This window comes from Streptomyces sp. MS06 (genome assembly GCF_047200655.1).
Lineage (GTDB): Bacteria > Actinomycetota > Actinomycetes > Streptomycetales > Streptomycetaceae > Streptomyces.
Genome location: NZ_JBJZOJ010000067.1, coordinates 15,684 through 42,040, shown reverse-complemented (window position 1 = coordinate 42,040; position 26,357 = coordinate 15,684). Strand labels below are relative to the sequence as shown.

General features: G+C 73.8%; 22 protein-coding genes. 10 read left to right on the top strand and 12 right to left on the bottom strand.

Annotated features, from left to right (window positions below; genetic code table 11):
• Nucleotides 1-425: 425 nt before the first annotated feature.
• Both ACL02U_RS27905 and ACL02U_RS27900 read right to left on the bottom strand, forming a co-directional pair.
• Nucleotides 426-947 (bottom strand): hypothetical protein, encoded by a 522-nt coding sequence (locus tag ACL02U_RS27905; protein WP_412793736.1) that lies wholly within the window; start codon nucleotides 945-947, stop codon nucleotides 426-428.
• Between the two features lie 208 nt (nucleotides 948-1,155).
• A complete protein-coding gene (locus ACL02U_RS27900) occupies nucleotides 1,156-1,920 on the bottom strand; it encodes a hypothetical protein (protein WP_412793735.1) in 765 nt (254 codons plus the stop codon).
• Nucleotides 1,921-3,022: 1,102 nt separating this feature from the next.
• Here ACL02U_RS27900 and ACL02U_RS27895 point away from each other — a divergent pair.
• From ACL02U_RS27895 to ACL02U_RS27885, 3 genes are all read left to right on the top strand, one after another.
• On the top strand, nucleotides 3,023-3,964 hold the full coding sequence (locus ACL02U_RS27895) for an SCO0930 family lipoprotein (RefSeq protein ID WP_412793738.1): 942 nt from the start codon (nucleotides 3,023-3,025) through the stop codon (nucleotides 3,962-3,964).
• Nucleotides 3,965-4,281: 317 nt separating this feature from the next.
• On the top strand, nucleotides 4,282-5,094 hold the full coding sequence (locus ACL02U_RS27890; RefSeq protein WP_412793734.1) for an SAM-dependent methyltransferase: 813 nt from the start codon (nucleotides 4,282-4,284) through the stop codon (nucleotides 5,092-5,094).
• Nucleotides 5,091-7,226, top strand: a complete 2,136-nt coding sequence (locus ACL02U_RS27885; RefSeq protein WP_412793733.1) for a putative bifunctional diguanylate cyclase/phosphodiesterase — start codon at nucleotides 5,091-5,093, stop codon at nucleotides 7,224-7,226. Before ACL02U_RS27890 ends, ACL02U_RS27885 begins: the two co-directional genes overlap by 4 nt.
• A 230-nt stretch (nucleotides 7,227-7,456) precedes the next feature.
• Here ACL02U_RS27885 and ACL02U_RS27880 read toward each other — a convergent pair whose 3' ends face one another.
• On the bottom strand, nucleotides 7,457-8,341 hold the full coding sequence (locus ACL02U_RS27880; protein ID WP_412793732.1) for a LysR family transcriptional regulator: 885 nt from the start codon (nucleotides 8,339-8,341) through the stop codon (nucleotides 7,457-7,459).
• Nucleotides 8,342-8,472: 131 nt separating this feature from the next.
• Here ACL02U_RS27880 and ACL02U_RS27875 point away from each other — a divergent pair, with 131 nt between their 5' ends.
• The 5 genes from ACL02U_RS27875 to ACL02U_RS27855 all read left to right on the top strand — a co-directional run bounded on the left by ACL02U_RS27875 (nucleotide 8,473) and on the right by ACL02U_RS27855 (nucleotide 13,894).
• Entirely contained in the window at nucleotides 8,473-9,144 is a 672-nt protein-coding gene (locus tag ACL02U_RS27875; protein WP_412793737.1) for a succinate dehydrogenase, read from the top strand.
• Nucleotide 9,145: 1 nt separating this feature from the next.
• Complete coding sequence (locus tag ACL02U_RS27870) at nucleotides 9,146-11,098, top strand: fumarate reductase/succinate dehydrogenase flavoprotein subunit (RefSeq protein ID WP_412793731.1); 1,953 nt, start codon at nucleotides 9,146-9,148, stop codon at nucleotides 11,096-11,098.
• Nucleotides 11,095-11,844, top strand: coding sequence for a succinate dehydrogenase/fumarate reductase iron-sulfur subunit (locus ACL02U_RS27865; RefSeq protein ID WP_412793730.1), 750 nt, complete (start codon nucleotides 11,095-11,097; stop codon nucleotides 11,842-11,844). Before ACL02U_RS27870 ends, ACL02U_RS27865 begins: the two co-directional genes overlap by 4 nt.
• A 419-nt stretch (nucleotides 11,845-12,263) precedes the next feature.
• On the top strand, nucleotides 12,264-13,040 hold the full coding sequence (locus ACL02U_RS27860) for a GNAT family N-acetyltransferase (protein ID WP_412793729.1): 777 nt from the start codon (nucleotides 12,264-12,266) through the stop codon (nucleotides 13,038-13,040).
• A complete protein-coding gene (locus tag ACL02U_RS27855; protein WP_412793728.1) occupies nucleotides 13,040-13,894 on the top strand; it encodes a lysophospholipid acyltransferase family protein in 855 nt (284 codons plus the stop codon). Before ACL02U_RS27860 ends, ACL02U_RS27855 begins: the two co-directional genes overlap by 1 nt.
• Here ACL02U_RS27855 and ACL02U_RS27850 read toward each other — a convergent pair.
• From ACL02U_RS27850 to ACL02U_RS27840, 3 genes are all read right to left on the bottom strand, one after another.
• A complete protein-coding gene (locus tag ACL02U_RS27850; protein ID WP_412793727.1) occupies nucleotides 13,875-14,003 on the bottom strand; it encodes a hypothetical protein in 129 nt (42 codons plus the stop codon). The two genes, ACL02U_RS27855 and ACL02U_RS27850, sit on opposite strands and share 20 nt — an antisense overlap.
• A gap of 126 nt (nucleotides 14,004-14,129) precedes the next feature.
• Entirely contained in the window at nucleotides 14,130-16,496 is a 2,367-nt protein-coding gene (locus tag ACL02U_RS27845; protein WP_412793726.1) for an ATP-binding cassette domain-containing protein, read from the bottom strand.
• 160 nt (nucleotides 16,497-16,656) lie between these two features.
• On the bottom strand, nucleotides 16,657-17,733 hold the full coding sequence (locus ACL02U_RS27840; RefSeq protein WP_412793725.1) for an MsnO8 family LLM class oxidoreductase: 1,077 nt from the start codon (nucleotides 17,731-17,733) through the stop codon (nucleotides 16,657-16,659).
• Nucleotides 17,734-17,941: 208 nt separating this feature from the next.
• Between ACL02U_RS27840 and ACL02U_RS27835 the strand changes: the two genes are divergently transcribed.
• A complete protein-coding gene (locus tag ACL02U_RS27835; protein WP_412793724.1) occupies nucleotides 17,942-19,003 on the top strand; it encodes a glycoside hydrolase family 25 protein in 1,062 nt (353 codons plus the stop codon).
• A gap of 125 nt (nucleotides 19,004-19,128) precedes the next feature.
• Here ACL02U_RS27835 and ACL02U_RS27830 read toward each other — a convergent pair whose 3' ends face one another.
• Together ACL02U_RS27830 and ACL02U_RS27825 are read right to left on the bottom strand one after the other, a co-directional pair.
• Nucleotides 19,129-19,767 carry a LysE family translocator gene (locus tag ACL02U_RS27830; protein WP_412793723.1) on the bottom strand — a complete coding sequence of 213 codons (639 nt, stop codon included), beginning with the start codon at nucleotides 19,765-19,767 and terminating at the stop codon, nucleotides 19,129-19,131.
• Nucleotides 19,768-19,938: 171 nt separating this feature from the next.
• A complete protein-coding gene (locus ACL02U_RS27825) occupies nucleotides 19,939-20,154 on the bottom strand; it encodes a dodecin (RefSeq protein ID WP_412793722.1) in 216 nt (71 codons plus the stop codon).
• 230 nt (nucleotides 20,155-20,384) lie between these two features.
• Between ACL02U_RS27825 and ACL02U_RS27820 the strand changes: the two genes are divergently transcribed.
• Complete coding sequence (locus ACL02U_RS27820; RefSeq protein WP_412793721.1) at nucleotides 20,385-21,644, top strand: extracellular solute-binding protein; 1,260 nt, start codon at nucleotides 20,385-20,387, stop codon at nucleotides 21,642-21,644.
• A gap of 9 nt (nucleotides 21,645-21,653) precedes the next feature.
• Here ACL02U_RS27820 and egtD read toward each other — a convergent pair whose 3' ends face one another.
• From egtD to egtA, 4 genes are read right to left on the bottom strand one after another with little or no spacing between them, the layout of a single operon-like run.
• Nucleotides 21,654-22,616 carry an L-histidine N(alpha)-methyltransferase gene (egtD, locus tag ACL02U_RS27815; protein ID WP_412793720.1) on the bottom strand — a complete coding sequence of 321 codons (963 nt, stop codon included), beginning with the start codon at nucleotides 22,614-22,616 and terminating at the stop codon, nucleotides 21,654-21,656.
• Entirely contained in the window at nucleotides 22,613-23,413 is an 801-nt protein-coding gene (gene egtC / locus ACL02U_RS27810; RefSeq protein ID WP_412793719.1) for an ergothioneine biosynthesis protein EgtC, read from the bottom strand. Before egtC ends, egtD begins: the two co-directional genes overlap by 4 nt.
• Complete coding sequence (egtB, locus tag ACL02U_RS27805; RefSeq protein ID WP_412793718.1) at nucleotides 23,413-24,795, bottom strand: ergothioneine biosynthesis protein EgtB; 1,383 nt, start codon at nucleotides 24,793-24,795, stop codon at nucleotides 23,413-23,415. The genes egtC and egtB overlap by 1 nt, the downstream gene beginning before the upstream one ends.
• The gene (egtA, locus tag ACL02U_RS27800; protein WP_412793717.1) at nucleotides 24,792-26,186 is read right to left on the bottom strand and encodes an ergothioneine biosynthesis glutamate--cysteine ligase EgtA; all 1,395 of its coding nucleotides are present in this window, start codon (nucleotides 26,184-26,186) and stop codon (nucleotides 24,792-24,794) included. Before egtA ends, egtB begins: the two co-directional genes overlap by 4 nt.
• Nucleotides 26,187-26,357 lie beyond the last annotated feature (171 nt).

Sequence of the window (26,357 nt, the reverse complement as noted above, 5' to 3'; positions counted from 1 at the left end):
CCCCCCCCCCCCCCCCCCCCCCCCCCCCCCCCCCCCGCGCCCGCAGCCGGTCGGCAGCCCTCTGCCGCCCCCTTGCGGGGACGTGTCCCGGGGTGCTCGCCCCTGAACGCCGAGGTGGCCTCCCGCCACCACCGCAGCTCGACCAGTCCGCAACGGCGGCCCCCTCGGCCCCCGGGTCTCTCGCGCACGCTGTACGTACTCCGGTCATCCGTACCCCAGTCACCCGCGTCCCGGTCATCCGCACGTCGCGGCGAAGCACGCCGGCCGTCCGCAGGCCACGGAGCGGCAGCCGGCCGTCCGCAGGCCACGGGGAAGCGGCAAGCGTCATCCGCACGTCATGAGGGAAGGCCGTCCTCCCGGGCCCCACCAGGGGCCGGGAGGACGGCCTTCTCCATGACTCCACGAACGGTCTCCATGACCGCGCGTCAGGCGGCACCGTCTCCGCTCCGCCGGCGCACGAGCCGGTACGCCGCACCGACCGAGGCGGTGACCAGGGCCGCCCCCAGTCCGATCCGGCCCAGGTCGAATCCCGCGACGCTCCCGCCCTGGCCGGCGTGCACGCCCCGCGGCACCGGCGTCAGTTCCGTCGAGTGGCCTCCGGCGATGGTCAGCGGCGTCGAGCCGCTCACCCGGTCGCAGGTGAACGTCACCTCGTACACGGCGCCCGGCCGGGCGTCCCGGTCGACTCGGGCGGTCGCGGTCGAGCGGTGCCGCGGGATGGTCACCGTGTCGAAGACCCCCGACGTGACGGTCGCCGCTCCCTTGCAGCCGCCGTCGTCCCGTTCCAACCGCAGCCGGACCTGCCCGCCCGCCGCAATGGTCGATGGTTCGACGCTGAAGCCGAACGGGGTGACATCGTGGTCGCTGGTGGCGACGGCGGCCGGCGCGGCGAGGGAGAGGGCGCCGACGCCCAGTAGTGCGGCCGAAGCGACGCGTATCGCGCGCATGTGGATCCTCCGGGTCCCGAGGAGCAGCTGCGGACCTGTTCCGCAGGCATCAGGGATGCACCTCGACATCCGAAACGCTAGGAACGCGTGTGCGCGGCCGCGAACGCAGTCGCGCGAACGGGTCAACCGTGTGGGCCGCACGGTGGACGCCGCTGCGGTGTCCGGGGGTCGCTGCGGCGTGGCACGCGGACACCGGCGGCCGGCACGGTCAACCCCGGGAGTGCGGGAAGAGGCTCAGGAAGGGGTCCATCGAGTTCGCGACGTCCCGGGTGTAGGGCGCGTCGAAGTCCCAGATGAGGAACAGCAGGAAGGCGATCAGAGCCGAGAACAGCCCGGCGAGGACCAGCTCACGCGGTGTCCGCCGGATCTGCAGGGCGAACACCATGCCGATGGTGATCACAGCCCCGCCGATCAGCCCGAACCAGACCACCCCCGGCATCGTCGGTTCCATCGAGCCCGCCCGTTCGGTCCGTGCCCGGTCGGCCGCGGCCACCTGGTCGACGAGCGGCTGGTAGGCCTGCGCCTCGAAGTCCGTGCGGGGCCGGTAGTCCGTGACGTCGCGGCGCACCCGCTCGAGCAGCGCGTCGCCCCGCTCGGTCACCCGGCCGTGGTCGGCCATCGCCTTCCACTCGGTGGTCATGACATGGCCGACATAGGCGTTGACGTCCGCCCGGACGGTGTCACGGACGTCCGCGGGATACACCCGGACCCGTGCGTCGATCTCGTGCAGCGCCTGCGCCTCGGCCTGCACGTGGTCCTGTGCGGCGCCGCGGGCCTCCCAGACGCCCGCGATGGCCAGGCCCAGCACGATCGCGTACACCACGCCGATCCACATGGTCATGTACTCGATGACGTCTGGCGTCTCGTCGGGGTCGTCGTCGTCCGACGCGGTGCGGTGGCGGAGCATGGTGACGACGACCACCACGGCGCACGAGGCCAGCATCGCGAGGGTGAGAACGAGCCATTCCGGCAAGGAAGTACCTCCTGGGGTGCACCGGCGCAGGACGTCGGCGGTCGTGCGGGACGTGGCGGGTGTGCGGATCGAGACCGCGGACCCGGGCCGCGGAGCGGATCCGCCGGTCGGTGGAGGGGCGCTGTGAGCGGGCCGGCTCGAGCCGTCCGGCGTGACGATCCGGCGGGGCGGCGCGGAGTCGGCGGTGTGGAGGGGCGGTGTGGAGTGGGCGGCGCGGAGGGGGATCCCGGTCAGCGGGGGCGCAGCGCGGCGACCGCGACCACCGCGGGCATGGTGATCAGCAGGACGTAGGTGACCGGCGACACCCTGCCGTGCGGGCGCGAGTGGGTCGCCGTCGCGTGATAGCGCGGGTAGGCGACCGGTGTCGCGGAGGGGCTGGGGGTGGGGCTCGGCCGGTGCGTGGGCGTCGGCTTCGGCGGGGCCGGACGTGTCGGGGCGGGCCGCGGTGGTGCCGGCCGGCGTGGCGGGGCGGGCGGCGGAGAGGGCTCGGGTACCGGCTCGGGCGGTGGTGGTGGCGTCGGTTCCGCCGGCGGCGGAGTGGGTGCGGGAGTCGGGGTGGGGGGTGGCCCTGGGGAGCGGCAGGCGGGGGGCGTCGGCCAGGAGGCCGGCCAGGAGGCCGGCCAGGGGGCGGTGCCCGAGACCGCCACCGCGTCGACTCCGTCCGGTCCGGTCGAGGCGTAGGCGCACGCGTCGGCCTCCGCCGTCCCCGCGGGCGCCCCCACGAGCAGCCACGCGAGCGTCATGAGCGCCAACACCCTTGACACCAGGGCGAGTCGGGTCCGTTCGGGTCCATGCTGCACGACGGAGATCATGCGGTCTGCGGCGGCGGGACACGCCTGCTCGGCGGGGGATTGCCCCGAAGGGAGGACGGTCCCCGCCGCGCGGTTTGATCGGCGGGTGCTCGCCTGTCCGGCCCCGGGCACGCGCGTACGAGACCGCCGGTCGTGCGGGCAGCCGGCTCGCGGCCGGCGGCGGTCGGGGAGGGGCGGTGGGAAGAAAGCCGCGCCGTGATTGAACACCGCACCCGTGCCCGTGCGTACCCAGTGCCGTGCGACGGCGCAGCAGGGCGCTGCAACACCGTGTGCACATGGGAGTTGACGACATGAGGACCTCCTGGCGGAACGCCTCGCTGCTGGCGAGCGCCGTGGCCGTGCTGGCCCTGACGACGGCGTGCGGTCAGGAAGGCGGTGGCACGCAGGCCGTGGGCCAGAACGTCGGCGCGACCGCGCCGGCCGGCGGCGCCGGCAGCGCGGGATACGGCACGCAGGCCGGTGATGCGAAGGACGAGGCGAGCCCGCCGGCGGAGGTCGAGCCGGCGGGGAAACTGGCCGTCACCGAGAACGCCGAACTCGGCAAGGTGCTCACGGACGGCGCGGGACTCACGCTCTACCGCTTCGACGACGACACCGCCGAACCGCCCAAGTCGAACTGCGACGGCGACTGCGCCAAAGCCTGGCCGCCGGTCCCCGCCGACGATGCCACGGCGGGTGCGGGGATCGACAAGGCGATGCTCGGCGAGGTGACCCGCACCGACGGCACCAAGCAGCTCACCATCGGCGGCTGGCCCGCCTACCGCTACGCCAAGGACACCGAGCCCGGGGACGTCGAGGGGCAGGCAGTGGGCGGGAAGTGGTACGCCCTCGCGCCGGACGGCAAGAAGGCGAAGCTGTCGGACCTGCCCGGACTGTCCGTCCGCAAGGACCCCGAACTCGGCGACGTGATCGTCGACCACAACGGCATGACCGTCTACCGCTTCCTCAAGGACAAGGCGTGGCCCAAGCCGGTGTCGGCCTGCAAGGGCGCCTGCCTGGACAAGTGGCCGGTGGTGCCGCCCGTCGCCGCGGGTGACACCAAGGGAGTGCAGAAGAAGGGCCTGATGGGCTTCACCCGGCCCGACGGGGTCAAGCAGCAGACGGTGAACTGCTGGCCCGTCTACACCTTCTCCGGTGACAAGTCTCCCGGGGACACCAACGGCCAGGGCGTCGGCGGCACCTGGTACGCCGTGGCGCCCGACGGCAAGCCGGTCGGCGCGCCGAAGAAGTAGGGGGATCACTTCCCCAGGGTCGACCACCCCCTGCCCGCTTCGGCGCGACCTGCCCGGTGCCGGCCCCCTCCGTGCCGCTCGGAGGGGGCCGGCCCATGTGCTCCCTTTCACCCGAGACCCGCGGTTCCTCACCTCCTGGGCGGACAACGACCGCTTCACCCGGGCTGTTCGCGGTTCCGGCGGGCAACTTCACCGCGGCACGTGCCGCAGGCAGTGACCGGTAACGGACGGTCAATTTCCGTTTCCACTCGCTCCTTTGCCGGGCGATCAGTAGCCTCTGCTCGAACACCGGATCGCCTATGTCTTGGAGAGAGCAGATGGAGCGCCCCGCCTGGGCCCCCCGGAGCATCGACATCTCGGTGCCGAGCGTTTCGCGCATCTACGACTACTACCTGGGCGGTTCGCACAACTTCGAGGTCGACCGGGAGGCGGCGCGCAGGGCCATGGAGTTCCTGCCGGGCCTGCCCAAGATCATGCAGGCGAACCGGGCGTTCATGCGGCGCGCGGTGCGCTTCGCGGCGGCCGAGGGCATCGACCAGTTCCTGGACGTCGGCTCCGGCATCCCCACCTTCGGCAACGTCCACGAGGTCGCCCAGGAGGTCCGGCCCGGCGCCCGCGTCGTCTACGTCGACCACGACCCGGTCGCCGTGGCCCACAGCGAGGCGGTCCTGCGGGGAAACGCCGACGCCGGGGTCGTCGCCGCAGACCTGCTCGAGCCCCGGGCGATCCTGTCGAGCCCCGAAGTGGAGCGCCTGATCGACCTGAAGCGGCCGGTGGCGCTGCTTCTCGTTGCCATACTGCACTTCGTGGCGGACGAGGACGACCCCTACCGGGCGGTGGCCGAGCTGAGTCGTGCGCTCGCGCCCGGCAGCCTGCTGCTGCTCACCCATGCCTCGTACGAGGGAATCCCGCTGCCTCCCGAGCGTGCAGGGGGCGCAGTGGGCGTATACAGGAACATTCGCAATCCGCTGATCATGCGCTCGCGTGACGAGGTCGCGCGGTTCTTCGAGGGGTACGACATGGTGGAACCGGGACTGGTGCCGATGCCGCACTGGCGGCCGGAGACCGCGGTGGAGGACGAGGATCCCTATGCCTTCTCCGGGTTCGCCGGCGTGGGGCGTTCGGCGTGAGCGCCGAGGCGGACGGGCCGGACGGCAGACTGCGACGGTTCGCCGCGATCTGGAGTCGGGCGGTGTTCCCGGTCACGTCCACGTCCTCGACCGGCGTCGAGTTCGGCATGCTGCTGCTGCCGCTGGCGAGGCGGCTGAGCGAGGCACTGCGCGCCCGCGCCTTCGACCCGGAGGAGGGCCGCGCGGTCGGTGCCGCGCTGGTCGCCGCGCACTGCACCGATCCGGAGGCGCTGAGCCGCAGCCTGGACTGCGTCGACGCCTACCTGGTGCTGTACTGCGGCGGCGAGGGCGACGCCGAGGACCTGCGCATCCGGTCCGGGCGGCTCCAGCACGCCATGGCCGCCGGGTACGCCCAGGCACTGCGGGAGCGGACACTGGCCGAGCAGGAGGCCATCGCCCAGGCCGCGCTGCGCGCCCAGGGTGTGGTGGCGCAGGCCCTGCACGCCAGCCAGGCACGCTTCCGCGCCGTGTTCGAGGGCGCCGCCATAGGGATCGGCATCGCCGACCTGGAGGGCAACATACTGCAGGTCAACGCCGCGCTGGTGCGGATGTTCGGCGGCGGTGAGCAGTCGGTCCGCGGCCGCAACGTCAAGGACTGGACGCATGCCGAGGACGCACCGCAGGTGTGGCGGCTGTACGAGGAACTCGTGCGCGGCGAACGCGAGCACTACCACGTGGAGAAGGCGTTCTACCGTCCCGACGGAACCGTGCTGTGGACCAACCTCACCGTCTCCCTGCTGCGCGACGCCGACGGCCTCCCGCAGTACCAGCTGGCGTTGATGGAGGACACCACCGAACGCCGGCTGCTCAACCTGCGCCTGCGCTACGAGGCCACCCACGACGCGCTCACCGGGCTGCCCAACCGCACGCTGTTCTTCGAACGGCTGGAGAAGGCGCTCGGCGCGGGCGAGGGGCAGCGCTACGGCCTGTGCTACCTCGACCTGGACGGCTTCAAGACCATCAACGACAGCCTCGGCCACGCGGCCGGCGACCGGCTGCTCGTCGAGGTCGCCGACCGGCTCCAGTCCTGCGCGACCGCCCCGGGGGAGATGGTGGCGCGGCTCGGCGGGGACGAGTTCGTGGCGCTGACCACCGGGCCCGACACCCGGCGCGAGGTCGACGAGTTGGCGGCGCGCATCATGAACGCGCTGCTCGCACCGGTGAGCATCGACGGCCGCGAACTGACCGTACGGGGTTCCATCGGCATCGTCGAGGGCCCGGCGGGGGAGCGCAGCGCCGCGGAGGTGCTGCGCAGCGCCGACATCACCATGTACCGGGCCAAGTCGGCCGGCGGCAACCGCTTCGAGCTCGCCGACGCGGAGGCCGACGCCCGGGCGATCACCCGGCACGGGCTGACCACGGCGCTGCCGGCGGCCCTGGACCGCGGCGAGTTCTTCATCGAGTACCAGCCGCTGGTGCACCTCGGCGACGGCAGCGTGCGCGGCGCCGAGGCCCTGGTGCGCTGGCTGCATCCGCAGCACGGCGTACTCGGCCCGGACCGGTTCATTCCGCTCGCCGAGCACACCGGGCTGATCGTTCCGCTGGGCCGCTGGGTGCTGGAGCAGTCGGTGCGGCAGGCCCGCGAGTGGCGGGAGCGCCACGCCTCCGCCGGCCCGTTCCGCATCAACGTCAACCTCTCCCCCTGCCAGCTCCACCACCCCGGACTCGTCCAGGACACCGTCGACATCCTGGACCGGGCGGGCATCGCCCCCGACGCACTGTGCCTGGAGGTGACCGAGTCGGCCCTCATCGGCGCCGACGACGGCCTGCTCAAACCGCTGCGCAGACTGGCCGAGATGGGGGTCGACATCGCCCTCGACGACTTCGGCACCGGATACTCCAACCTCGCCAACCTGCGCCGGCTGCCGGTCAGCGTGCTCAAACTGGACCGCTCCTTCACCCGCGGCATGCAGCAGTTCCCGGCCGACCCCGTCGATCTGAAGATCGTCGAGGGCATCGTCTCGCTGGCGCACAGCCTCGATCTGGCGGTCACCGTGGAGGGCGTGGAGACCGGCGCACAGGCCGAGCAGCTGCGGATACTGGGCTGCGACACCGCCCAGGGCTGGTACTACGCCCGCCCGGGCCCGCCGGAGCGGCTGCACGAGCTGGCGCTGGTGGACGCGGCGGGCTGAGCCCTCGCGCCGACCGGAGCCGCGACGTCCCGGCCGGACGCCGTGCCTCCGCCGCGATTGCCCAGGCCGCCCAGGCCGCCCGGGCCGGTAGTGCCGCCGTGGCCGTCGAGCGGGACTGCTGCGGCCGGGCGATCACGGCCCGGCGGGCGGCGCGTCCGGCACCGCGCGGCGGACGACGCCTGGCGGTGGACGACGCCTTGGGCGCGCGGGTGGTGGGCCGAACGGCGCGCCTACCGCTCCAGCAGCATCCGCTGCAGCTCCCTGGCGGCCCGCGGCGGCGCCACGTCGCTGCGGTGCGCCAGGGCGATCGTCCGGTGCAGCGCGGGCCGGGACAGCGGTGTCACCCGCAGTCCTCGCCCCGAGCGCGTCGCCACCATCCGCGGGACGACGGCGACCCCGAGCCCCGCCCGTACGAATCCCAGCACCGCGTCCATCTCGCCCCCCTCCACCGCGAATTCGGGTTCGAAGCCCTCGGCGCGGCACGCCGCCACGGTCAGCTCCCTGAGGTCGTAGCCGTGCCGGAACATCACCAGGCGCTCCCCCTCCAGCTCGGCGACGTCCACGGTGCGCCGCCCGCCGCCGGGCGGGGGCGCCTCCGGCGAGGAGACCACCACCAGGTCCTCGCGCAGCAGCTCCGCCGTGCTGAGCGCCGGAGACGGGGTCGGCAGCGGCAGCACGACCAGGGCGAGGTCCAGGGCGCCCCGGGCCAGCTCGCGGACCAGGTCGTGCGAGCCGCCCTCCTCGATCAGCAGCCTGATGCCCGGGTAGCGGTCGTGGAAGGCGCGCAGCACGTCCGGCAGCAGCCCCGTGCACAGGCTCGGCGTCGCCCCCAGCCGCACCCGGCCCCGGCGGAGCTGGACCAGTTCCTGCACCTCGTGCCGGGCGGTGTCGGCGTCGGCCAGGATCCGGCGGGCCAGCGGCAGCAGCGCCTCGCCGGCGTCGGTGAGCGTGATGTTGCCGCGCGCCCGCAGGAACAGATCGGCGCCCAGCTCCCGCTCCAGCGCCCGGATCTGCTGCGACAGCGACGGCTGCGCCACGTGGACCGCCGCCGCGGCCCGGGTGAAGTGCCGGGTCTCGGCGACCGCGACGAAGTACTGGAGCTGCTGGAACTGCATCCTGCAAAGGTACCCCGCCGATAGCTCCCGCCTATGGAAACAAGGCGGGCCATGTCTTGGACCGATGGGGCCTTCCGGCCCTAGCCTGCTGTCCCATGGCTCTGGCAACGCGGACGGACCGACGGCCGTCGATGGCGCGCACCGTGTGGCACTCCACCGTCGGCAAGAAGACCGTGATGGCGGTCAGCGGTTTGATCATGCTGCTGTACCTGGTCGTCCACATGATCGGCAACCTGAAGATCTACTTCGGCGCCGGCGAGTTCAACCACTACGCGCACTGGCTTCGCACCGTGGGCGAACCGTTCATGCACTACGAGTGGACGCTGTGGACCGTCCGCGTCGTCCTCGTGGTCGCCGTCCTCGCCCACGCCGTCTCGGCCTACCAGCTCAGCCGCCGCGACCTCCGGGCGCGCCCCAGCAGGTACGTGCACTCCAGGCCGCGGGCGAGCTACGCCACCCGCACCATGCGCTGGGGCGGGGTCATCCTCGGCCTGTTCATCGTCTGGCACATCCTGGACCTGACCACCGGCACCGTGCACTCCGGCGGCTTCCAGGAGGGCCACCCCTACCAGAACGTGGTGGACACCTTCTCCACCTGGTACGGCAACGTCATCTACATCGTCGCGATGCTCGCCCTCGGCCTGCACGTCCGGCACGGATTCTGGAGCGCGGCCCAGACCCTCGGCGTCGGCAGCCGCACCCGCGACCGTGCCCTGAAGATCGTCGCCGACGTCCTCGCGCTGCTGCTCACGGCCGGTTTCATCGCCGTCCCCGTGGGCGTCATGACCGGAGTGGTGAGCTGACATGACCGCTGCATACACGCACTACACCACCGGCGAGCCGCTCGCCGACGGCAAGGCCCCGGCCGGCCCGATCAACGAGCGCTGGGACAAGCGCCGCTTCGAGGCGAAGCTGGTCAACCCCGCCAACCGCCGCAAGCACACCGTCATCGTGGTCGGCACCGGACTGGCCGGCGGCTCCGCCGGCGCCACCCTCGCCGAACAGGGCTACCACGTCGTCCAGTTCTGCTACCAGGACTCCCCGCGCCGCGCCCACTCCATCGCCGCGCAGGGCGGCATCAACGCCGCGAAGAACTACCGCAACGACGGCGACTCCGTGCACCGGTTGTTCTACGACACCGTCAAGGGCGGCGACTTCCGGGCCCGCGAGTCCAACGTCCACCGCCTCGCCCAGGTCTCGGTGGAGATCATCGACCAGTGCGTGGCGCAGGGCGTGCCGTTCGCCCGCGAGTACGGCGGCCTGCTCGACACCCGCTCCTTCGGCGGCGTCCAGGTCTCCCGCACCTTCTACGCCCGCGGACAGACCGGCCAGCAGCTCCTGCTCGGCGCCTACCAGGCCCTCTCGCGGCAGATCGCCGCGGGGAACGTGGAACTGCACCCGCGCACCGAGATGCTCGACCTGATCGTCGTCGACGGCCGGGCCCGCGGCATCGTGGCCCGGGACCTGGTCACCGGGCGGATCGACACCTACTTCGCGGACGCCGTCGTCCTCGCCAGCGGCGGCTACGGCAACGTGTTCTACCTGTCGACCAACGCCATGAACTCCAACGCCACCGCCGTGTGGCGGGCCCACCGGCGCGGCGCCTACTTCGCCAACCCCTGCTTCACCCAGATCCACCCCACCTGCATCCCGCGCACCGGCGACCACCAGTCCAAGCTGACCCTGATGAGCGAGTCGCTGCGCAACGACGGCCGGATCTGGGTGCCCACGGCCAAGGGGGACACCCGCCCGCCGAACGAGATCCCCGAGGACGAGCGCGACTACTACCTGGAGCGCATCTACCCCGCCTTCGGCAACCTCGTGCCCCGCGACATCGCCTCCCGCGCCGCGAAGAACGTGTGCGACGAGGGCCGCGGCGTCGGCCCCGGCGGCCAGGGCGTCTACCTGGACTTCGCCGACGCCATCGCCCGGATGGGCCGCAAGGCCGTCGAGGCCAGGTACGGCAACCTCTTCGACATGTACCAGCGGATCACCGACGAGGACCCGTACCGGGTGCCGATGCGGATCTACCCCGCCGTGCACTACACGATGGGCGGACTGTGGGTCGACTACGACCTGCAGACCACCGTCCCCGGCCTGTTCGCCATCGGCGAGGCCAACTTCTCCGACCACGGAGCGAACCGCCTCGGCGCGTCCGCGCTGATGCAGGGTCTGGCCGACGGCTACTTCGTGCTCCCCGCCACCATCAACGACTACCTCGCCCGCAACCCGCACCAGGACCCGGTGCCCCCGGACCACCCCGCCGTACGGGAGGCGCTGTCCGGGACCGAGGACCGCCTCTCCCGCCTGCTGGCGGTGGACGGGGACCGCACCCCCGACTCCTTCCACCGCGAACTCGGCGAGCTCCTCTGGGAGTACTGCGGCATGGCGCGCAGCGACAGCGGCCTGCGCACGGCACTGCGGCGCATCCCGGAGATCCGGGAGGAGTTCTGGCGGCGCATCAAGGTCCCCGGTACCGGCGAGGAGTTCAACCAGTCCCTGGAGAAGGCCAACCGCATCGTCGACTACCTGGAGCTCGCCGAGCTCATGTGCCTCGACGCCCTGCACCGCACCGAGTCCTGCGGCGGCCACTTCCGCGAGGAGTCGCAGACCCCCGACGGCGAGGCCGCCCGCAAGGACGAGGAGTTCGGCTACGCGGCCGCCTGGGAGTTCACCGGTACCGGCCGCCCGCCGGCCCTCCACAAGGAGGACCTGGCCTTCGAGTACGTCCACCCCACCCAGCGGAGCTACGCATGAAGCTCACCCTGCGCGTCTGGCGTCAGCCGGACGCCGAAGCCGACGGCGCCATGTCCACGTACGAGGTGGACGGCATCTCCCCCGACATGTCCTTCCTGGAGATGCTGGACACCCTCAACGAGGAACTCATCCTCAGGGGCGAGGACCCGGTCGCCTTCGACCACGACTGCCGTGAGGGCATCTGCGGCGCCTGCTCCCTCGTCATCAACGGCGAGGCGCACGGCCCGGAGCGCACCACCACCTGCCAGCTCCACATGAGGTCCTTCCGGGACGGCGACGCCATCGACATCGAACCCTGGCGGGCCGCCGCCTTCCCGGTCATCAAGGACCTGGTCGTGGACCGGTCGGCCTTCGACCGGATCATCCAGGCCGGCGGCTACATCACCGCCCCCACGGGTGCCGCGCCCGAGGCCCACGCGGCACCCGTGCCGAAGCCGGACGCCGACCTCGCCTTCGAGCACGCCGAGTGCATCGGCTGCGGCGCGTGCGTGGCCGCCTGCCCCAACGGCGCGGCGATGCTGTTCACCTCCGCCAAGGTCAACCACCTGAACGTGCTCCCGCAGGGCGCCCCCGAGCGGGAGACCCGGGTACTCGACATGGTGGCCCAGATGGACAGCGAGGGGTTCGGCGGGTGCACGCTGGCCGGAGAGTGCGCCACCGCCTGCCCGAAGGGCATCCCGCTGACGTCCATCACCGGAATGAACAAGGAATGGCTGCGGGCCACCCGGAAGGCCGCCGGGCGCTAGCAGAGGACGTTCGCCGACACGGCGGGCGGGCGGGGCCGGGAGTGGTGCTCATCCCCGGCCCCGTCTCGTTTCCCCGCCACCGGCCCGTCCCGCTTCCCCACCCCCGGCCCCCGTCGGCCCGCCCCGGCACCCGGCATCGCGGTCCGCCCCGCCGCAGGCGGCCGCACCCGGCCCCGGCACTCCGCTGCCCGCACCCGCACCCGCACCCCGCACTCCGCACCCCTGTCCCGGCCCTTCCGGCACCGGAGCGCCCCGGCGCCGTGACGCGGTGACGCGGGCCGTTCAGCATCCCCACATCCGCTCTCCTGGCACAGGTCACGTACACGCCAACCAGCGTCGGAAGAACAGGACCGGCGGCCCGCACGTCCGCGGGCCGGCCGCTCCCACCCCCGCCGACCGGCCCGTGCCCAGGAGTAGCCATGACCGGCGTTTCGACACTCGACCGTCCCGCGCAGCCCGCGGCAGCACCTCCCCGCTACACCGTCTCCCTCGCCCGTGACGAGGCCGACGTACGTGCCGCGCAGCGGCTGCGCCACGACGTGTTCGCCGGCGAGATGGGCGCCCTGCTGACCACCCCGCAGCCCGGTCACGACATCGACGCCTTCGACGCCTACTGCGACCACCTGCTCGTCCGCGAGGACGCCACCGGCCAGGTCGTCGGCACCTACCGGATGCTTCCCCCGGAACGCGCCGCGGTCGCCGGCCGGCTCTACTCCGAGGGCGAGTTCGACCTCACCGCACTGGACGCGATCCGACCCGGGCTGGTCGAGGTCGGCCGCTCCTGCGTCCACCCCGACCACCGCGACGGCACCGTCATCGGCCTCATCTGGGCCGGAATCGCCCGCTACATGGTCGACCGCGGCCACGAGTGGCTCGCCGGCTGCTGCTCCGTACCGCTCGACGACGGCGGCACCCTGGCCGCAGCCACCTGGGACCGGGTGCGCTCCGGGCACCTGGCGCCGGCGGAGTACCGGGTACGGCCGCTGCTGCCGTGGGTTCCGCAGGCCGCGGCGGCGCCGGCCTCCCGCACCGAACTCCCGGCGCTGCTGCGCGGATACGTCCGCCTGGGCGCCTGGGTGTGCGGAGAACCCGCCCACGACCCCGACTTCGGCGTGGCCGACCTGTACGTGCTGCTGTCGATGCGCCGGGTCAACCCGCGCTATCTGCGGCACTTCCTCTCACTGGTCCCGGCCTGATGAGCGGCTGGCAGCCCACCTCGCCCTGCACCCCGGGAGCGTGCGTGGACGCCCCCGCCCGGATCACCGCGCTGCCGCGGGCCGCGGTGCGCCTGACGGCGGTGCTGGCGCTCCTCCTCGTCGGCCTCGCCCTGTCGCCGCTGGGTACGCGGATCCCGTCGCGGGCGATCCGGGGCTGGTGCCGCTGGATCGTCCGGGCGGCTGGGGTGCGCCTGCGCGTCAGCGGACCCGGGGCCCCGGCCGAGGGCGGCCTGCTGCTGGTCGCCAACCACGTCTCGTGGCTGGACGTGCCGCTGCTGGCAGCCGTCCGCCCGGCACGGATGCTGGCCAAGTCCGAGATCCGCGGCTGGCCGGTGGCCGGCTGGATGGCCGCCCGCGGCGGGGCCCTGTTCATCGACCGGTCCCGGCTGCGCGCACTCCCCGCCACCGTGGCCGGGATCGCCGAGGTGCTGCGCACCGGGCAGGCGGTGGCCGTGTTCCCCGAAGGCAGCACGTGGTGCGGCCGTGCCCAGGGCCCCTTCCGCCCGGCGGCCTTCCAGGCCGCGCTCGACGCCGGCGTCCCCGTCCAGCCGGTGAGCATCCGCTACCGGCTGGCCGACGGCTCGGCCGGCACCGCTGCGTCCTTCGTCGGAGAGGACTCCCTGTTCACCTCGGTATGGCGAGTGGTGTCGGCGCGCGGGCTGGTCGCCGAGGCGTCCCTGCTCCGGGCGATCCCGCCCGGCAGCCGGCCCGACCGCCGCGCTCTCGCCCGGGCGGCGCAACCGCCCGCTCCGGAAGGCGCGCACCGGCCTTACGGTGCCACCGGGACCGTCGCCCCCGGGCTCCGGCCCCGCCTCAGCGGTAGTTCCGCATGAGCGCGGTGGCCCAGCCGGGTTGCCCGACCTCGCCGCGCGGGCCGAACCCGGCCGGGTAAGGCCCGATGTCCAGCACGGGGGTGCCGTCGACCGCGTCCAGTCCCTGCACTGCACGTGCACGTCCGGTCCCTCGACGCCCAGCAGCCGGCACCGCGACACACCGAGCCGGTCGGGGCGGTTCCTTCCGAGCTGGGCGAAGCTGGCGACAAGCGGCCGGTCGGTGTTCCCGCGCGCGTCAGGGACGCCCGCTCCCCTCGGAGGGCGTCGCCGGCCCGCACCGGCGGGCCAGATGCGGCGCGGTGGCGCTGCCCTCCGTACCCGCCACCCGCGCCGGGGGACCGGCGGCGACGATGCGGCCGCCCGCGTCCCCGCCACCCGGCCCGAGGTCGATCACCCAGTCCGCGCCGGCGACGACGGACATGTCGTGCTCGACGACCACCACCGTGTGCCCGGCGTCCGCCAGCCCGTGCAACTGCCGCATGAGCACCACGACATCGGCGGGGTGCAGGCCGGTCGTGGGCTCGTCCAGCAGGTACACGGTGTGGCCGCGGCGGCCGCGCTGCAGTTCGTTCGCCAGCTTGATGCGCTGCGCCTCGCCACCCGACAGCTCGGTCGCCGGCTGGCCCAGGCGCAGGTAGCCGAGACCGACGTCGCGCAGGGTGCCGAGGGTGCGCGCCGCGGCCGGGGTGCCGGCGAAGAACTCCGCCGCCGCGTCCACCGTCAGGTCCAGCACCCCGGCGATGCTGCGGCCCCGGTAGGCGACCTCCAGCGTGTCGGAGGTGTAGCGGGTCCCGCCGCAGTCCGGGCACGGGGCGTACGTGCTCGGCAGGAACAGCAGCTCCACGCTGACGAAGCCCTCCCCCTGGCAGGTCTCGCACCGCCTGCCGGCCACGTTGAACGAGAACCGGCCCGCGCCGTAGCCGCGGGCCCGCGCCCCCTCGGTCGCCGCGAAGAGCCTGCGCACCGTGTCGAACAGGCCGGTGTAGGTGGCCAGGTTGGACCGCGGTGTCCGACCGATCGGCTTCTGGTCGACCGTGACCAGGCGGCCCCCGTCCGGCGGATCCGCGGCGAGCTCGCCGATCAGCGTCGACTTGCCGGATCCCGACACGCCGGTCACCGCGGTGAGGACGCCGAGCGGGAACTCGGCCGTCACCCCGCGCAGGTTGTGCCGGGTGACCGGCCCGACCGTCAGCCACCCGGCCGGGCGCCGGACCTCGCGGGCGGGGACGGGGGAGTCGTCGAAGAGGTGGCGGGCCGTCGCCGACTCGGGCACGCCGGCCAGCTCGGCCACCGGTCCGCTGTGCAGCACGCGCCCGCCGTGCTCGCCCGCGCCCGGGCCGATGTCCACCAGCCAGTCGGCGCCGCGCACCACGTCGAGGTGGTGCTCGACCACGAACACCGAGTTCCCGGCCGACTTGAGCCGCTCCAGCACCGTCAGCAGCGCCTCCGTGTCGGCCGGGTGCAGTCCCGCCGACGGCTCGTCCAGCACGTACACCACACCGAACAGCCCGGAACGCAACTGGGTCGCCAGCCGCAGCCGCTGCAACTCGCCCGCGGAGAGGGTGGGTGCGGCCCGGTCCAGACTCAGGTAGCCCAGGCCCAGTTCGACGACGGGCCCGATCCGGGCCCGCAGGTCCTCGGTGAGGGCGCGGGCGGCCGCGGAGGCCCCCGCGCCGAGCGCGTCCGCCAGCTCGTCCAGCGGCAGTGCGGCCATTTCCGCGATGGTGCGGCCGGCGAACGTCACCGCCAGCGCCTCGGGCCGCAGCCTGCTGCCCCCGCAGGCCCGGCAGGGCTCGCTGGTCAGGAAGCGCTCCGCGCGGGCCCGCAGCGCGGCGCTCCGGGAATCGGAGAACGTCTTCATCACGTACCGGTGCGCGCTCTGGTACGTCCCCCGGTAGGGCCGCTGGATCCGGTCCGCGTCCCGCACCGGGTGCACGGTCACCACCGGCTGCTCGTCCGTGAACAGGATCCACTCCCGCTGCTGTGCGGGCAGCTCGCGCCACGGGCGGTCCACGTCGTGTCCGAGCGCCTCCAGGATGTCCCGCAGGTTCTTGCCCTGCCAGGCCCCCGGCCAGGCCGCGACGGCGCCCTCCCGGATCGACAGCGACGGGTCGGGCACCAGGGACTCCTCCGTCGTGCGGTGCACCCGGCCCATCCCGTGGCACGCGGGGCACGCCCCGGCGGCCGTGTTGGGGGAGAAGGCGTCGGAGTCGAGGCGCGCGGCCCCCGGCGGGTGGTCTCCCGCGCGGGAGAAGAGCATCCGCAGCGAGTTGGACAGGGTGGTGACCGTGCCCACCGAGGACCGGGAGCCGGGTGCCGAGCGCTGCTGCTGGAGGGAGACCGCGGGTGGCAGCCCGGTGATCTCGCCGACCTTCGGCGCGCCGGCCTGGTGGATCAGCCGGCGGGCGTAGGGCGCGACGGAGTCGAAGTACCGGCGCTGCGCCTCGGCGTAGACCGTGCCGAAGGCCAGTGACGACTTGCCGGAGCCGGACACCCCGGTGAACGCCACCAGCACGTCGCGGGGGATGTCGACGTCCACACCCCGGAGATTGTGCTCGCGGGCGCCGCGGACGCGGACGTACGGATCGTGGGGGCTGTGCATGGGGCTCGGCACCGTTCTGCGGGGGCAAACCCCCTGATCCTATGCGAGCGGTCGCCCAGGGAGGGGCGACCGGCCCACGCCCGGCCGCGACCGGGCAGCGCGCGTCCCGGGGTTCGCCGCTGCCGCTCCGGTCCGCTTCGGACGGCGGGAGCTCATCGGCTCATCGGGCACCCGCCGTGCCCGCTCGTCGGGCACCCGCCGTGCCCGCTCGTCGGGCACCCGCCGTGCCCGCTCGTCGGGCACCCAGCGTCAGCCGGGCCAGCCGCCGGTGGGAGTCCAGCAGGGCCGCACGGTCGTGGGTGCTGGTCGTGACGAGCACCTCCTGCGCGCCCGTCTCCCGCAGCACCGACTCCAGCTCCTGCGCGACCTGCTCCTCGGTGCCGGCGATGTGACCGGTCAAGCCGGACGCGAACAGGTCGCGCTCCTTGGTGGTCATCGTGCGGTTCTCGATCTGCTCGACCGGGGCCAGCGGCGGGAACGTGCCGTGGGTGCGGGCGTACGCGGCGGACCACGCCTCGGGGACCAGCAGGCGGCGGGCCGCTTCCGGGGTGCCCGCGACGGCGACGGTGCCGGAGACGACGACGTACGGCTCCGGTGCCCAGAGGGAGGGGCGGAAGCCGGACCGGTACGCGTCGACGCCGCGGCGCATCCGGTCCCGGTCGCGCAGGTCCCCGATGACGAGCGGCAGCCCCGCCAGCGCGGCGGTCGCCGCGCTCCCGCCCGTCGCCAGGACGAAGGGCGGCACGGTCGGGCCCGCGGCGGGCCGGGCGCGCACCCCGGACTCGGAGGTGCCGCGGAACCAGCCCAGCAGCTCCTCCAGCTGCGCGGCGAAGGCGTCCGCGTCGCTCCTGTCCCGGCCCAGCGCCCGGCGCACCCCGTCGGTGAAGCCGACGGAGCGACCGAGGCCCATGTCGACGCGGTCGGGGAACAGGGCCTGCAGGACGCCGAACTGCTCGGCGACGACGAGCGGCCGGTGGTTGGGCAGCATCACCCCGCCGGTGCCCACCCGGATGGTGTGCGTGGCGGCGGCCACCGCGGCGGCCAGCACGGTCGGGGCCGAGCCCGCCACCCCGGGCACACCGTGGTGCTCCGACACCCAGAACCGGTGGTAGCCGAGCCGCTCCACCTCCCGCGCCAGCCGCACGGTGTCGCGCAGCGCCTCGGCGTCGGGTCGCCCCTCGCGGGTGCGCGAGCGGTCGAGTACGGAGAACCGGGTCCGGGCGATCAGGGAGCTCACAGGGGGTTCAACGCCTCAGGGCGCGCAGGATTCCCGTGCTGCGGGGCGCACGCCCCCACGCCGCCCGGTGCTTCCGCAACCTGCCCTGCCGGCGCGTCGGGGCGGTCGGGGCCGGGCAAGAGCCCACCGACAGGAATGCCGGGTTCCGGCTCTCGCCGCCACCCCCGCGCCGTCAGCGGCCAAGGGTGCACATCTGCCTGGAGGTTGCATGGCCACCTGCCGCGGCATGGACGTCTCCGCCTATCAGGGGACCCAGGACTGGAAAGCGCGCCGGCGGGAGGGCGTCGTCTTCGCCTTCGCCAAGGCGTCCGAGGGCCGCCGGACCCGGGACGGCCGGTTCGGCCACCACATCGCGGGCATCATCGCCGCCGGGCTGGTGCCCGGCGCCTACCACTTCGCCTGGCCCAACCAGGACGCGGAGGCGGACGCCGCCAACTACGTGGGTGCCGTCCGCCCCCACGCGCGCCGGGGGTTCACCCACTGGCTGGACCTGGAGCGGTATCCGGACGGCAGGAACTACTCCGGATGCGGCGACGCACAGATCAGGGCCTGGGCCGAGGCCTGGATCGCCGCGGTGCGCCGGGCGTTCCCGGGGCAGCGCGTCGGTGTCTACACCTCGGCGGACGACCTGGCCGCCGGCCGGGTCCCCGGCGGGGTGCCGCTGTGGTACCCCGCCTATCCGTGGGGCGAGGCCGGGTACGGCCGCGCCGAGGCGGCGGCGCGGCCCCGGCCGTCCGGTCGGTTCCCGCTCGTCTGGCAGTTCACGGACCGGCCGGTGGACCGGTCCATCGCCTATCTGTCCGAGGCCGGCCTGCGGGCCTGGGCCGCGGGTGCCACCGACGAGGAGGACGACATGCCGCAGTACGTGAACATGGGGTTGGCCCGGCACTACATCCTGAGGGCCGGCGCCTGGGACTCGCTGGAGTTCTCCCGGGAGTGGACCGACGAGACCGGTGACCACCCCCCTGGCGGTTCGGTGTTCGCCCGCGGGGCCTGCCGGTTCACCGGCTCGTTCGGCGTGGCGATGACCGGGCTGGGGGTGGGCGAGGTCGTGCAGGTCCGGATGGCGGAGTACGAGGGCGACGCGCACCGGTTGAGCCATCCGGTGCACGAGATCGTCGGGACCGCGGGCGGTACCTTCGCGGTCGTCCCGCTGACCAAGAGGTTGGGAGCGGGCCGCACGATGCGGATGTCCCTCCTGAACCAGGGCGGCGGACCGGTGACGCTCACCAGCGCGGTGCTGACCGTACTGGTGTGGAAGGAGTCGTGAGCCGCGCGCCGTGTCCACGCGCCGTGTCCACGCGCCGTGTCCACGCGGCGGACGGCCCCGCGCCGCCGGGCCGGAGACCTTCGCGGGTCAGCCGTGCAGAGCGGCGCACCGGCCCGCTCTGCGGGTCACTCGGAGCGGCCGGTCGCGGCCACGGCGACGCCCAGACCGATCATCGTCAGCCCGCCGACCCCGCCGACCAGCGAGAGCCGCCGCGGCGAGCGGGCGAACCAGTCCCTCGCGGTGCCCGCGGCCAGCCCCCAGACGCTGTCCGAGACCAGGGCCATGACGTTGAAGACCAGGCCGAGCATCAGCATCTGCCCGGCCACGTGCCCCTGCGAGCGGTCGACGAACTGCGGCAGCACGGCGGCGAAGAAGACGAGGGTCTTCGGGTTGGAGACGCCGACCGCGAAACCCTCACGGAAGGTGCGGCGGGCGGCGCGCACCGGGGCCTCGGCGGTGAGCGCGGCACGCAGGGTGCCGCGCTCCCGCCACGCCCTGAAGCCCAGGTACACCAGATAGGCGGCGCCGGCCAGCCTGAACGCCGAGTAGACGAGCACCGACCGTGCGACGACCGAGCCGACGCCGAAGGCCACGGCCGTGACGAGGGCGTAGGCGCCGAGCGTGTTCCCCGCGACCGAGGTCAGCGCGGCTCGGCGTCCGCGGGCCAGGGCCTGTCCGATCACGAACAGGACGCTCGGCCCCGGTACCGCGATCAGCAGGAACGACAGGGCGGCGAAGGCCGGAAGGCGGTCGGCGGACGGCATGCCGCCCATGGAAGCACGCGGCAGCCGGCTTCTTCCACGGCGTTCCGCCGGGCTCCCGGTGATGCGAGCGGGCGGCCGGTGGCCGCCCCGCGGGGCGGGAGCGGGGCGGGAGCGGGGCGGGAGCGGGGCGCCCGACCGTCCGCGGACGCCCGGCCGCCTCGCCCGCCGGGGTCAGTCCGACTCGTCGAGGCGGAAACCCACCTTCAGGCCGACCTGCCAGTGCGCGACGTCCCCGTTCTCGATCTGGCCGCGGACCTGGGTCACCTCGAACCAGTCCAGGTTGCGCAGTTTCCGCCCGGCGCGGGTGATGCCGTTGCGGACTGCCTGGTCGACGCCCTCGGGCGAGGTACCGACGATCTCCGTGACCCGGTACGTGTGGTTCGACATGCGGGACTCCTCTCCGCGGTGATGACGGTGCGTGTGGGACGCGTCACTCCACCGTGCCCCAAGCTGCGGCGGAGCGCGAGGCGTCGGCGCTTCCGGGGGAAGCACTTGACCCGAGCATTGGTCCATACCAAAATCCAGCACACCCGTTCGGGCGCTGTCGCTCGTCCCCCCCACGTCGGGCCACCTCGCCCTGTCCGCAGGACCAGCTCAGGACCCGGGAGAACCCCTCTGTGAGACGTCGTCTGCTCGCCCTCGTCTGCGTGTCCGCCTCCCTGCTCAGCGCCTGCGGCCTGCTGCCGCAGGGCGGAGGGGAGCGGCACACCGTCACCGTGTGGCTGATGAAGGGCAGCGCCTCGCCGGACTTCGTCAAGCGCTTCACGAAGGACTTCGAGAGCACCCACCCGGACCTGGACCTCGACATCAAGGTCCAGGAGTGGACCGGGATAGGACCGAAGGTGCAGTCCGCGCTCAAGTCGGAGGACGCGGACGCCCCCGACGTCATCGAGGTCGGCAACACGCAGGTGCCGCAGTACGTCGACAGCGGCGGACTGCTCGACCTCACCCTGGAGTCGCTGCGGGACTGGGGCTCGGACGCCTGGCTGCCCGGTCTCGCCGAGCCGGGCCAACTGCGAGGCCAGCAGTTCGGCATCCCCTGGTACGCCGCCAACCGCGTCGTCATCTACCGCAAGGACCTGTTCGCCCGGGCCGGCGTCGACGTACCGCCGAAGAACCGCGAGGAGTGGCTCGCCGCCACCGAGAAGCTCGACTCCGACGGCAACCAGGGCATCTACCTGGCCGGACAGGACTGGTACACCCTCTCCGGCTTCATCTGGGACGAGGGCGGCAACCTCGCCGAACAGCACGACGGCGTCTGGAAGGGCACCCTCGACACGCCGGCCGCGCTGCGCGGCATGGACTTCTACCGCCGCCTCCAGTCCCTCGGCGACGGCCCCGCCGACTCCGACGAGGAGCACCCGCCCCAGGCAGGCGTGTTCGCCCGGGGCCGGGTGGCGCAGATCGTCGCGGTGCCGGGGCTCGCCCGCACCATCATCCGGCAGAACCCCGGACTCGCCGACAAGCTCGGCTTCTTCCCCGTGCCCGGCAGGAAGGCCGGGCAGCCGGGAGCCGTGTTCACCGGAGGCTCCGACCTGGTCATCCCGCAGCACACGGACTACCGCAAGGGCGCCGTCGCCGTCGTCGGCGCCCTCACCGGCCGGCAGTGGGACACCGACCTGGCCCGGACCATGGACTACGTGCCCAACAAGGCCGCACTCGCTCCGGCAGTCGGCGACGACGAGGGCGTCGCGGCCATGGCCGCGGGGGCCGCCCGCGGACGGGCGACCCCCAGTACCCCCGAGTGGGCCGTGGTCGAGGCCGACAACCCGATCAAGGCGTACATGTCGGCGGTGCTCTCCGGCGCCGATCCCGCCACCGAGGCCCGCCGCGCCTCCCGGCGGATCACCGAGCAGCTCCAGGTGCCGCTGGCCTGAACCCCGGCGTCAGCGCACCTCGCTCAGCGACAGCGCGAAGCGCCCCTCGGCGTCCGTCCACCAGTGGGTCAGCTCCAGCCCGGCGGCGGACAGTTCGGACCGCACCCCCTCCTCGCGGAACTTCGCCGACACCTCGGTGCGCATCTCCTCGCCGGCGGCGAACTCCACCGCCAGGTTCAGTGCGGGGATCTTCACGGTCTGCGCGGTGCGGGCACGCAGACGCATCTCGACCCACTCGTTGCGGGCGTCCCACAGGGCGACGTGCTCGAACGCGCCCGGATCGAAGTCGGCGCCCAGCTCGCGGTCGATGACCGACAGCACGTTCTTGTTGAACGCGGCCGTCACCCCGGCCGCGTCGTCGTACGCCGGCACCAGCACGGACTCGTCCTTGACCAGGTCCGTGCCGAGGAGCAGCGCGTCGCCCGGCGCCAGCAGCCCGCGCACCGACGCCAGGAACGCGGCGCGCTCCGCGGGCAGCAGATTGCCGACGGTGCCGCCGAGCAGCGCCGCCAGCCGCGGGCCCGGCGTGTCCGGAAGAGCCAGCGCGGCCGTGAAGTCGGCGATCAGGGCGTGCACGTGCAGCCCCGGATGGGCTTCGGTGAGCGCCCGCCCGGCCTGTTCGAGGGCGCTCGCGCTGACGTCGACGGGGACATAGGTGTCCAGGCCGGTGAGCGCCTCGATGAGGTGCCGGGTCTTCTCCGAGGAGCCGGAGCCCAGTTCTACCAGGGTGCGGGCGCCGGTCGCGGCGGCGATGTCGCCCGCCCGGTCGACGATGATCTCGCGCTCGGCGCGTGTGGGGTAGTACTCGGGCAGCTCGGTGATCTGCTCGAACAGCTCGCTGCCGCGGGCGTCGTAGAACCACTTCGGCGGCAGCGTCTTGGGGGAGCGGGTCAGGCCGCCCAGGACGTCGGCGCGCAGGGCGGCGCCGGTGGCGTCCTCGGGCAGGGTGCGGGTGATGCGGAACAGGCTCACGTGCGGGACTCCTTGCGTGGTGAGGGCGCCCCTGGGGCGGCCGTTTCCTCGATGTCCTTCAGCGGGCTGAGCAGCACGTCGGTGCGGCTCGCCGCGAGCAGCGTCCGGTCGGGAACCTCCCGCCACCGCGGGTCGTCGTCGTACGGTTCGGAGGCGACGACCGTGCGCAGGCCCGGCTCGGTCAGGTACCACAGGGTGTCGCCCCAGGCGGTGGCGGCGACGGTCTCGCCGTCGGTGAGCAGCAGGTTGAGCCGCGAGCCCGGCGCGGCGGCGGCGACGTCGAGCACGGTGTCCGCCAGCGCCTGCGGCATCGTCTCACCGCCGCGCAGCCGCGCCAGGACCAGCGCCCACACGAGCGCGGAGTCGTTGCGGGCCTCCAGCGCCAGCAGGTCCTCGGGCGGCAGCGTCCGGGAGAGGGCCGCCGCCGAGCGCGGCCAGCCCACGACCGCGCCGTTGTGGCTGAACAGCCACGGCCCCGCGGCGAACGGCGCCGCGGCCGCCTCCCCGTCCGCGCCCGCGAGCGTGGCGTCGCGCACGGCCGCCAGTACCGCGGTCGACCGCACGACCCTGGCCAGGTCGGCGAAGGACAGGTCGGCCCAGACGGGGCCGGCCCGGCGGTAGCGGGCCGGTACCGGATCGCCCTCGGCGTACCAGCCCACCCCGAAACCGTCGGCGTTGACGGTGCCGTACCGCTGCCGGCGCGGCGCCCACGACTGCCGGTACAGGGAGTGCGGCGGATCCACCAGCAGCCGGCCCAGCGGCTCGGCCGGCCCCAGACAGGCCACATGACGGCACATCAGGCGGCCCCGGCGGCGGAGCGGGCGGTGCGGAAGCCGGAGAAGATCTGCCGCCGGATCGGGTAGTCCCAGTTCCGGAAGGTGCCCCGGCACGCCACCGGGTCCACCGCGAAGGAGCCGCCGCGCAGCACCTTGTACTCCCCTCCGAAGAACACCTCGGAGTACTCCCGGTACGGGAACGCCCGGAAGCCCGGGTACGGCAGGAAGTCGCTCGCCGTCCACTCCCACACGTCCCCGATGAGCTGCCGTACGCCCAGCGGCGACGCGCCCTCCGGATAGCTGCCGGCCGGCGCCGGCCGCAGGTGACGCTGGCCCAGGTTGGCGTGGGCCGGGCCCGGGTCGGCGTCGCCCCACGGGTACCGCATCGACCCGCCGGTCGCCGGGTCGAAGCGGGCCGCCTTCTCCCACTCCGCCTCGGTGGGCAGCCGCCGACCGGCCCAGCGGGCCCAGGCGTCGGCCTCGTACCAGCTCACGTGCAGCACCGGTTCGTCCGGCGGGACCACCTCCGTGACCCCGAACCGGCGGCGCAGCCACTGCCCGCCGTCGCGGTGCCAGAACAGCGGCGCGTGGACGCCGTGCCGCCGGACGTGTGCCCAGCCCGCCGGCGCCCACCACCGCTCGGTGTCGTATCCGCCGTCCTCGATGAACGCCAGGTAGGCGGCGTTCGTCACCGGGGCGGTGTCGATGTGGAACGCCGGTACCTCGCGCACGTGCGCGGGCTTCTCGTTGTCCAGGGCCCAGGGCTCGGCGGAGGTGCCCATGGCGAACGGGCCGCCCGGGACGAGGACCTCGGGCGGGCCGGCGGACACCGGCGCCGGGTCGGGATCCGGGGCGGAGAGCGCCTGCGGTCCCCGCCGGAGCTGGTGGGTGATCAGCATGGTCTCGTCGTGCTGCTGTTCGTGCTGGGCGATCATGCCGAAGGCGAAGCCCGCCTCGGTGAGCCGGGTGCCGTGGAACGCGGCGCCGTCCAGGACGTCCAGCGCCCGGCCGCGTACGTCTGCGGCGTACGCCCGGGCCTCGGCGGGCGGCAGCAGCGGCAGCGAGGGCCGCTCGGACCGCGGGTGCTCGAAGGCGTCGTAGAGGCCGTCGATCTCGGGTCGTATCGCCTCCTGTCCGGCCACCGCGCGCAGCAGCCACTGCTCCTCCTGGTTCCCGATGTGCGCCAGGTCCCACACCAGGGGCGACATCAGAGGCGAGTGCTGGGCGGTCAGGTCGGGGTCCGCCACGCAGGAGGTCAGCAGCGTGGTCCGGTCGCGGGCCGCGGTCAGCGCGCCGACCGCCCGCTCGCGCAGGGCCACCGGATCGGGCGCTGCCGCGGTCTCGGCCGCGGCCCCGGGCGCGGTACCGGGGCGGGAGTCGGGATCGAGTGCGGGCTCGGTCATGGGTGCGTGTCCTTCCCGGGCGCGTGGGGAGTGTCCTCGGCCGATCCGGTCGGTCGGGCCGATCCGGTCGGTCCGGTTGGTCCGGTCGAGTGGAGTCCGGCCCGGGGTCCTCCCGTTGCGTGCAGCCGGTCCAGCAGGTCGTCCGCGGGGCAGCGGCCGGGGCCCACGTACCGGTCCCGGTACGCGGCCACCGCGTCCACCACCTCCCGGCCCGCGCCGAGGCGCGGCAGCGCGGGGAGCGCCGCAGCGAAACAGGCGACGGCCGCCTCGTGGAGTTCGGGGTCGGCGAGTCCGAGCCGGGCGGCGTTCGTCCACAGCGGATTGTGCGGCGCGGGCAGCCCCAGCATCCGCTCGGCCAGCGGCTTCACCGTCCGGTAGGCGGTCTCGGCGGCCTCCGGATCGTCGAAGAGCGCGGCGGTCACGGCCAGCGGCACGATCCAGCCGTTCTCGCCGGGCTGCGCGTCGATCATCCGCAGCTCCAGATGGCCGCGCGGTCTGACCGGCGGGAACAGAGTGGTCAGGTGGTAGTCCAGGTCCTCACCGGTGGGTGCCTGGGGTGCGCCGCTGCGGGTCCACTCCCGGAAGGTCAGCCCGTCCGGGACCGTCCACGGGCCGGACTCCCGCCGTACGCACATCACCTCGGCGTCCAGCACGTGCCGCGCCCAGGCGGTCCTCGGCGTCCCGTCCAGCGGGGGCGCGCCCGCACGGCCGGAGCCGATCTCCATCCACATCAGCTGCCGGGTGGAGCGCCATCCGGTGGGTCGGCCCCCGGCCATGGGGGAGTTGGCGAAGGCCGCCAGCAGCACGGCGCCCAGCGTGTGCGCCAGCCACCAGCGCCGGACGTGACCGAGGGGGCCCGGTTCCTCGTACCCGGCGTCGACGCAGACCTGTACGGAGGCGGAGGCGCACATCATGCTGCGCCCGGCCGGACCCCTGCGGTCGAGGCAGGCCTCCATGGCGTCGTAGCGCGGTTCGTGCAGGTACCGGCGGGGCGGGTGCCAGGGATCGTGGCCGACGCCGAGCAGGCCGAGTCCGTTGTCGCGGAGCAGCGCCCGGACGGCGTCGAGGTCGGCGGAGACGGTACCGATGCACTCCGTGAGCGTCGCGGCGGGCGGCGAGCTGAGCTCCAGCTGGCCGCCGGGTTCGACGGTGAGCGCCGACCGCAGAGGCACGGTACGCAGAGCGGCGTACGCCGCTGCGAGGCGTTCGGGTGGCACCGCGCGTTCCGTCCCCTGCAACTCGCGGATCAGCCACTCCACCTCCACACCGAGGGCGCGGGGCGGGCCGGTCTTGAAGCAGATTCCCCTGACGAGGGCATCCACTTCCGGTTCGGTGACCGTGGCGCGGGGCCGCGGGCGGCCGCCCGCCGAAGCGGTCGAGGTATCGGACATGTCGGGATCCTCCTGAGATTCCACCATGCCACCGGCCCGGCCCCCGGTCAGGGCCGCGCACGGCACACCCGTCCCACCCAAGACCCTCGCGCCCGTTCGCACAAGGGTGCCCAGCGGGGCGCCCGTGGCACGCGACGTCCGTTTCCCGACCCCGGTGCGGACCGGGAAACT

Excerpts from the sequence above, each read along its gene's own strand:
- ACL02U_RS27880 (WP_412793732.1), bottom strand. The coding sequence starts at position 8,341 with ATGCAGTTCCAGCAGCTCCAGTACTTCGTCGCGGTCGCCGAGACCCGG.
- ACL02U_RS27835 (WP_412793724.1), top strand. The coding sequence starts at position 17,942 with ATGGCCACCTGCCGCGGCATGGACGTCTCCGCCTATCAGGGGACCCAG.
- ACL02U_RS27855 (WP_412793728.1), top strand. The coding sequence starts at position 13,040 with ATGAGCGGCTGGCAGCCCACCTCGCCCTGCACCCCGGGAGCGTGCGTG.
- ACL02U_RS27830 (WP_412793723.1), bottom strand. The coding sequence starts at position 19,767 with ATGCCGTCCGCCGACCGCCTTCCGGCCTTCGCCGCCCTGTCGTTCCTG.
- ACL02U_RS27845 (WP_412793726.1), bottom strand. The coding sequence starts at position 16,496 with ATGCACAGCCCCCACGATCCGTACGTCCGCGTCCGCGGCGCCCGCGAG.
- ACL02U_RS27895 (WP_412793738.1), top strand. The coding sequence starts at position 3,023 with ATGAGGACCTCCTGGCGGAACGCCTCGCTGCTGGCGAGCGCCGTGGCC.
- ACL02U_RS27905 (WP_412793736.1), bottom strand. The coding sequence starts at position 947 with ATGCGCGCGATACGCGTCGCTTCGGCCGCACTACTGGGCGTCGGCGCC.
- ACL02U_RS27890 (WP_412793734.1), top strand. The coding sequence starts at position 4,282 with ATGGAGCGCCCCGCCTGGGCCCCCCGGAGCATCGACATCTCGGTGCCG.
- ACL02U_RS27870 (WP_412793731.1), top strand. The coding sequence starts at position 9,146 with ATGACCGCTGCATACACGCACTACACCACCGGCGAGCCGCTCGCCGAC.
- egtA (WP_412793717.1), bottom strand. The coding sequence starts at position 26,186 with ATGTCCGATACCTCGACCGCTTCGGCGGGCGGCCGCCCGCGGCCCCGC.
- ACL02U_RS27875 (WP_412793737.1), top strand. The coding sequence starts at position 8,473 with ATGGCGCGCACCGTGTGGCACTCCACCGTCGGCAAGAAGACCGTGATG.
- egtB (WP_412793718.1), bottom strand. The coding sequence starts at position 24,795 with ATGACCGAGCCCGCACTCGATCCCGACTCCCGCCCCGGTACCGCGCCC.
- ACL02U_RS27860 (WP_412793729.1), top strand. The coding sequence starts at position 12,264 with ATGACCGGCGTTTCGACACTCGACCGTCCCGCGCAGCCCGCGGCAGCA.
- ACL02U_RS27865 (WP_412793730.1), top strand. The coding sequence starts at position 11,095 with ATGAAGCTCACCCTGCGCGTCTGGCGTCAGCCGGACGCCGAAGCCGAC.
- egtC (WP_412793719.1), bottom strand. The coding sequence starts at position 23,413 with ATGTGCCGTCATGTGGCCTGTCTGGGGCCGGCCGAGCCGCTGGGCCGG.
- ACL02U_RS27825 (WP_412793722.1), bottom strand. The coding sequence starts at position 20,154 with ATGTCGAACCACACGTACCGGGTCACGGAGATCGTCGGTACCTCGCCC.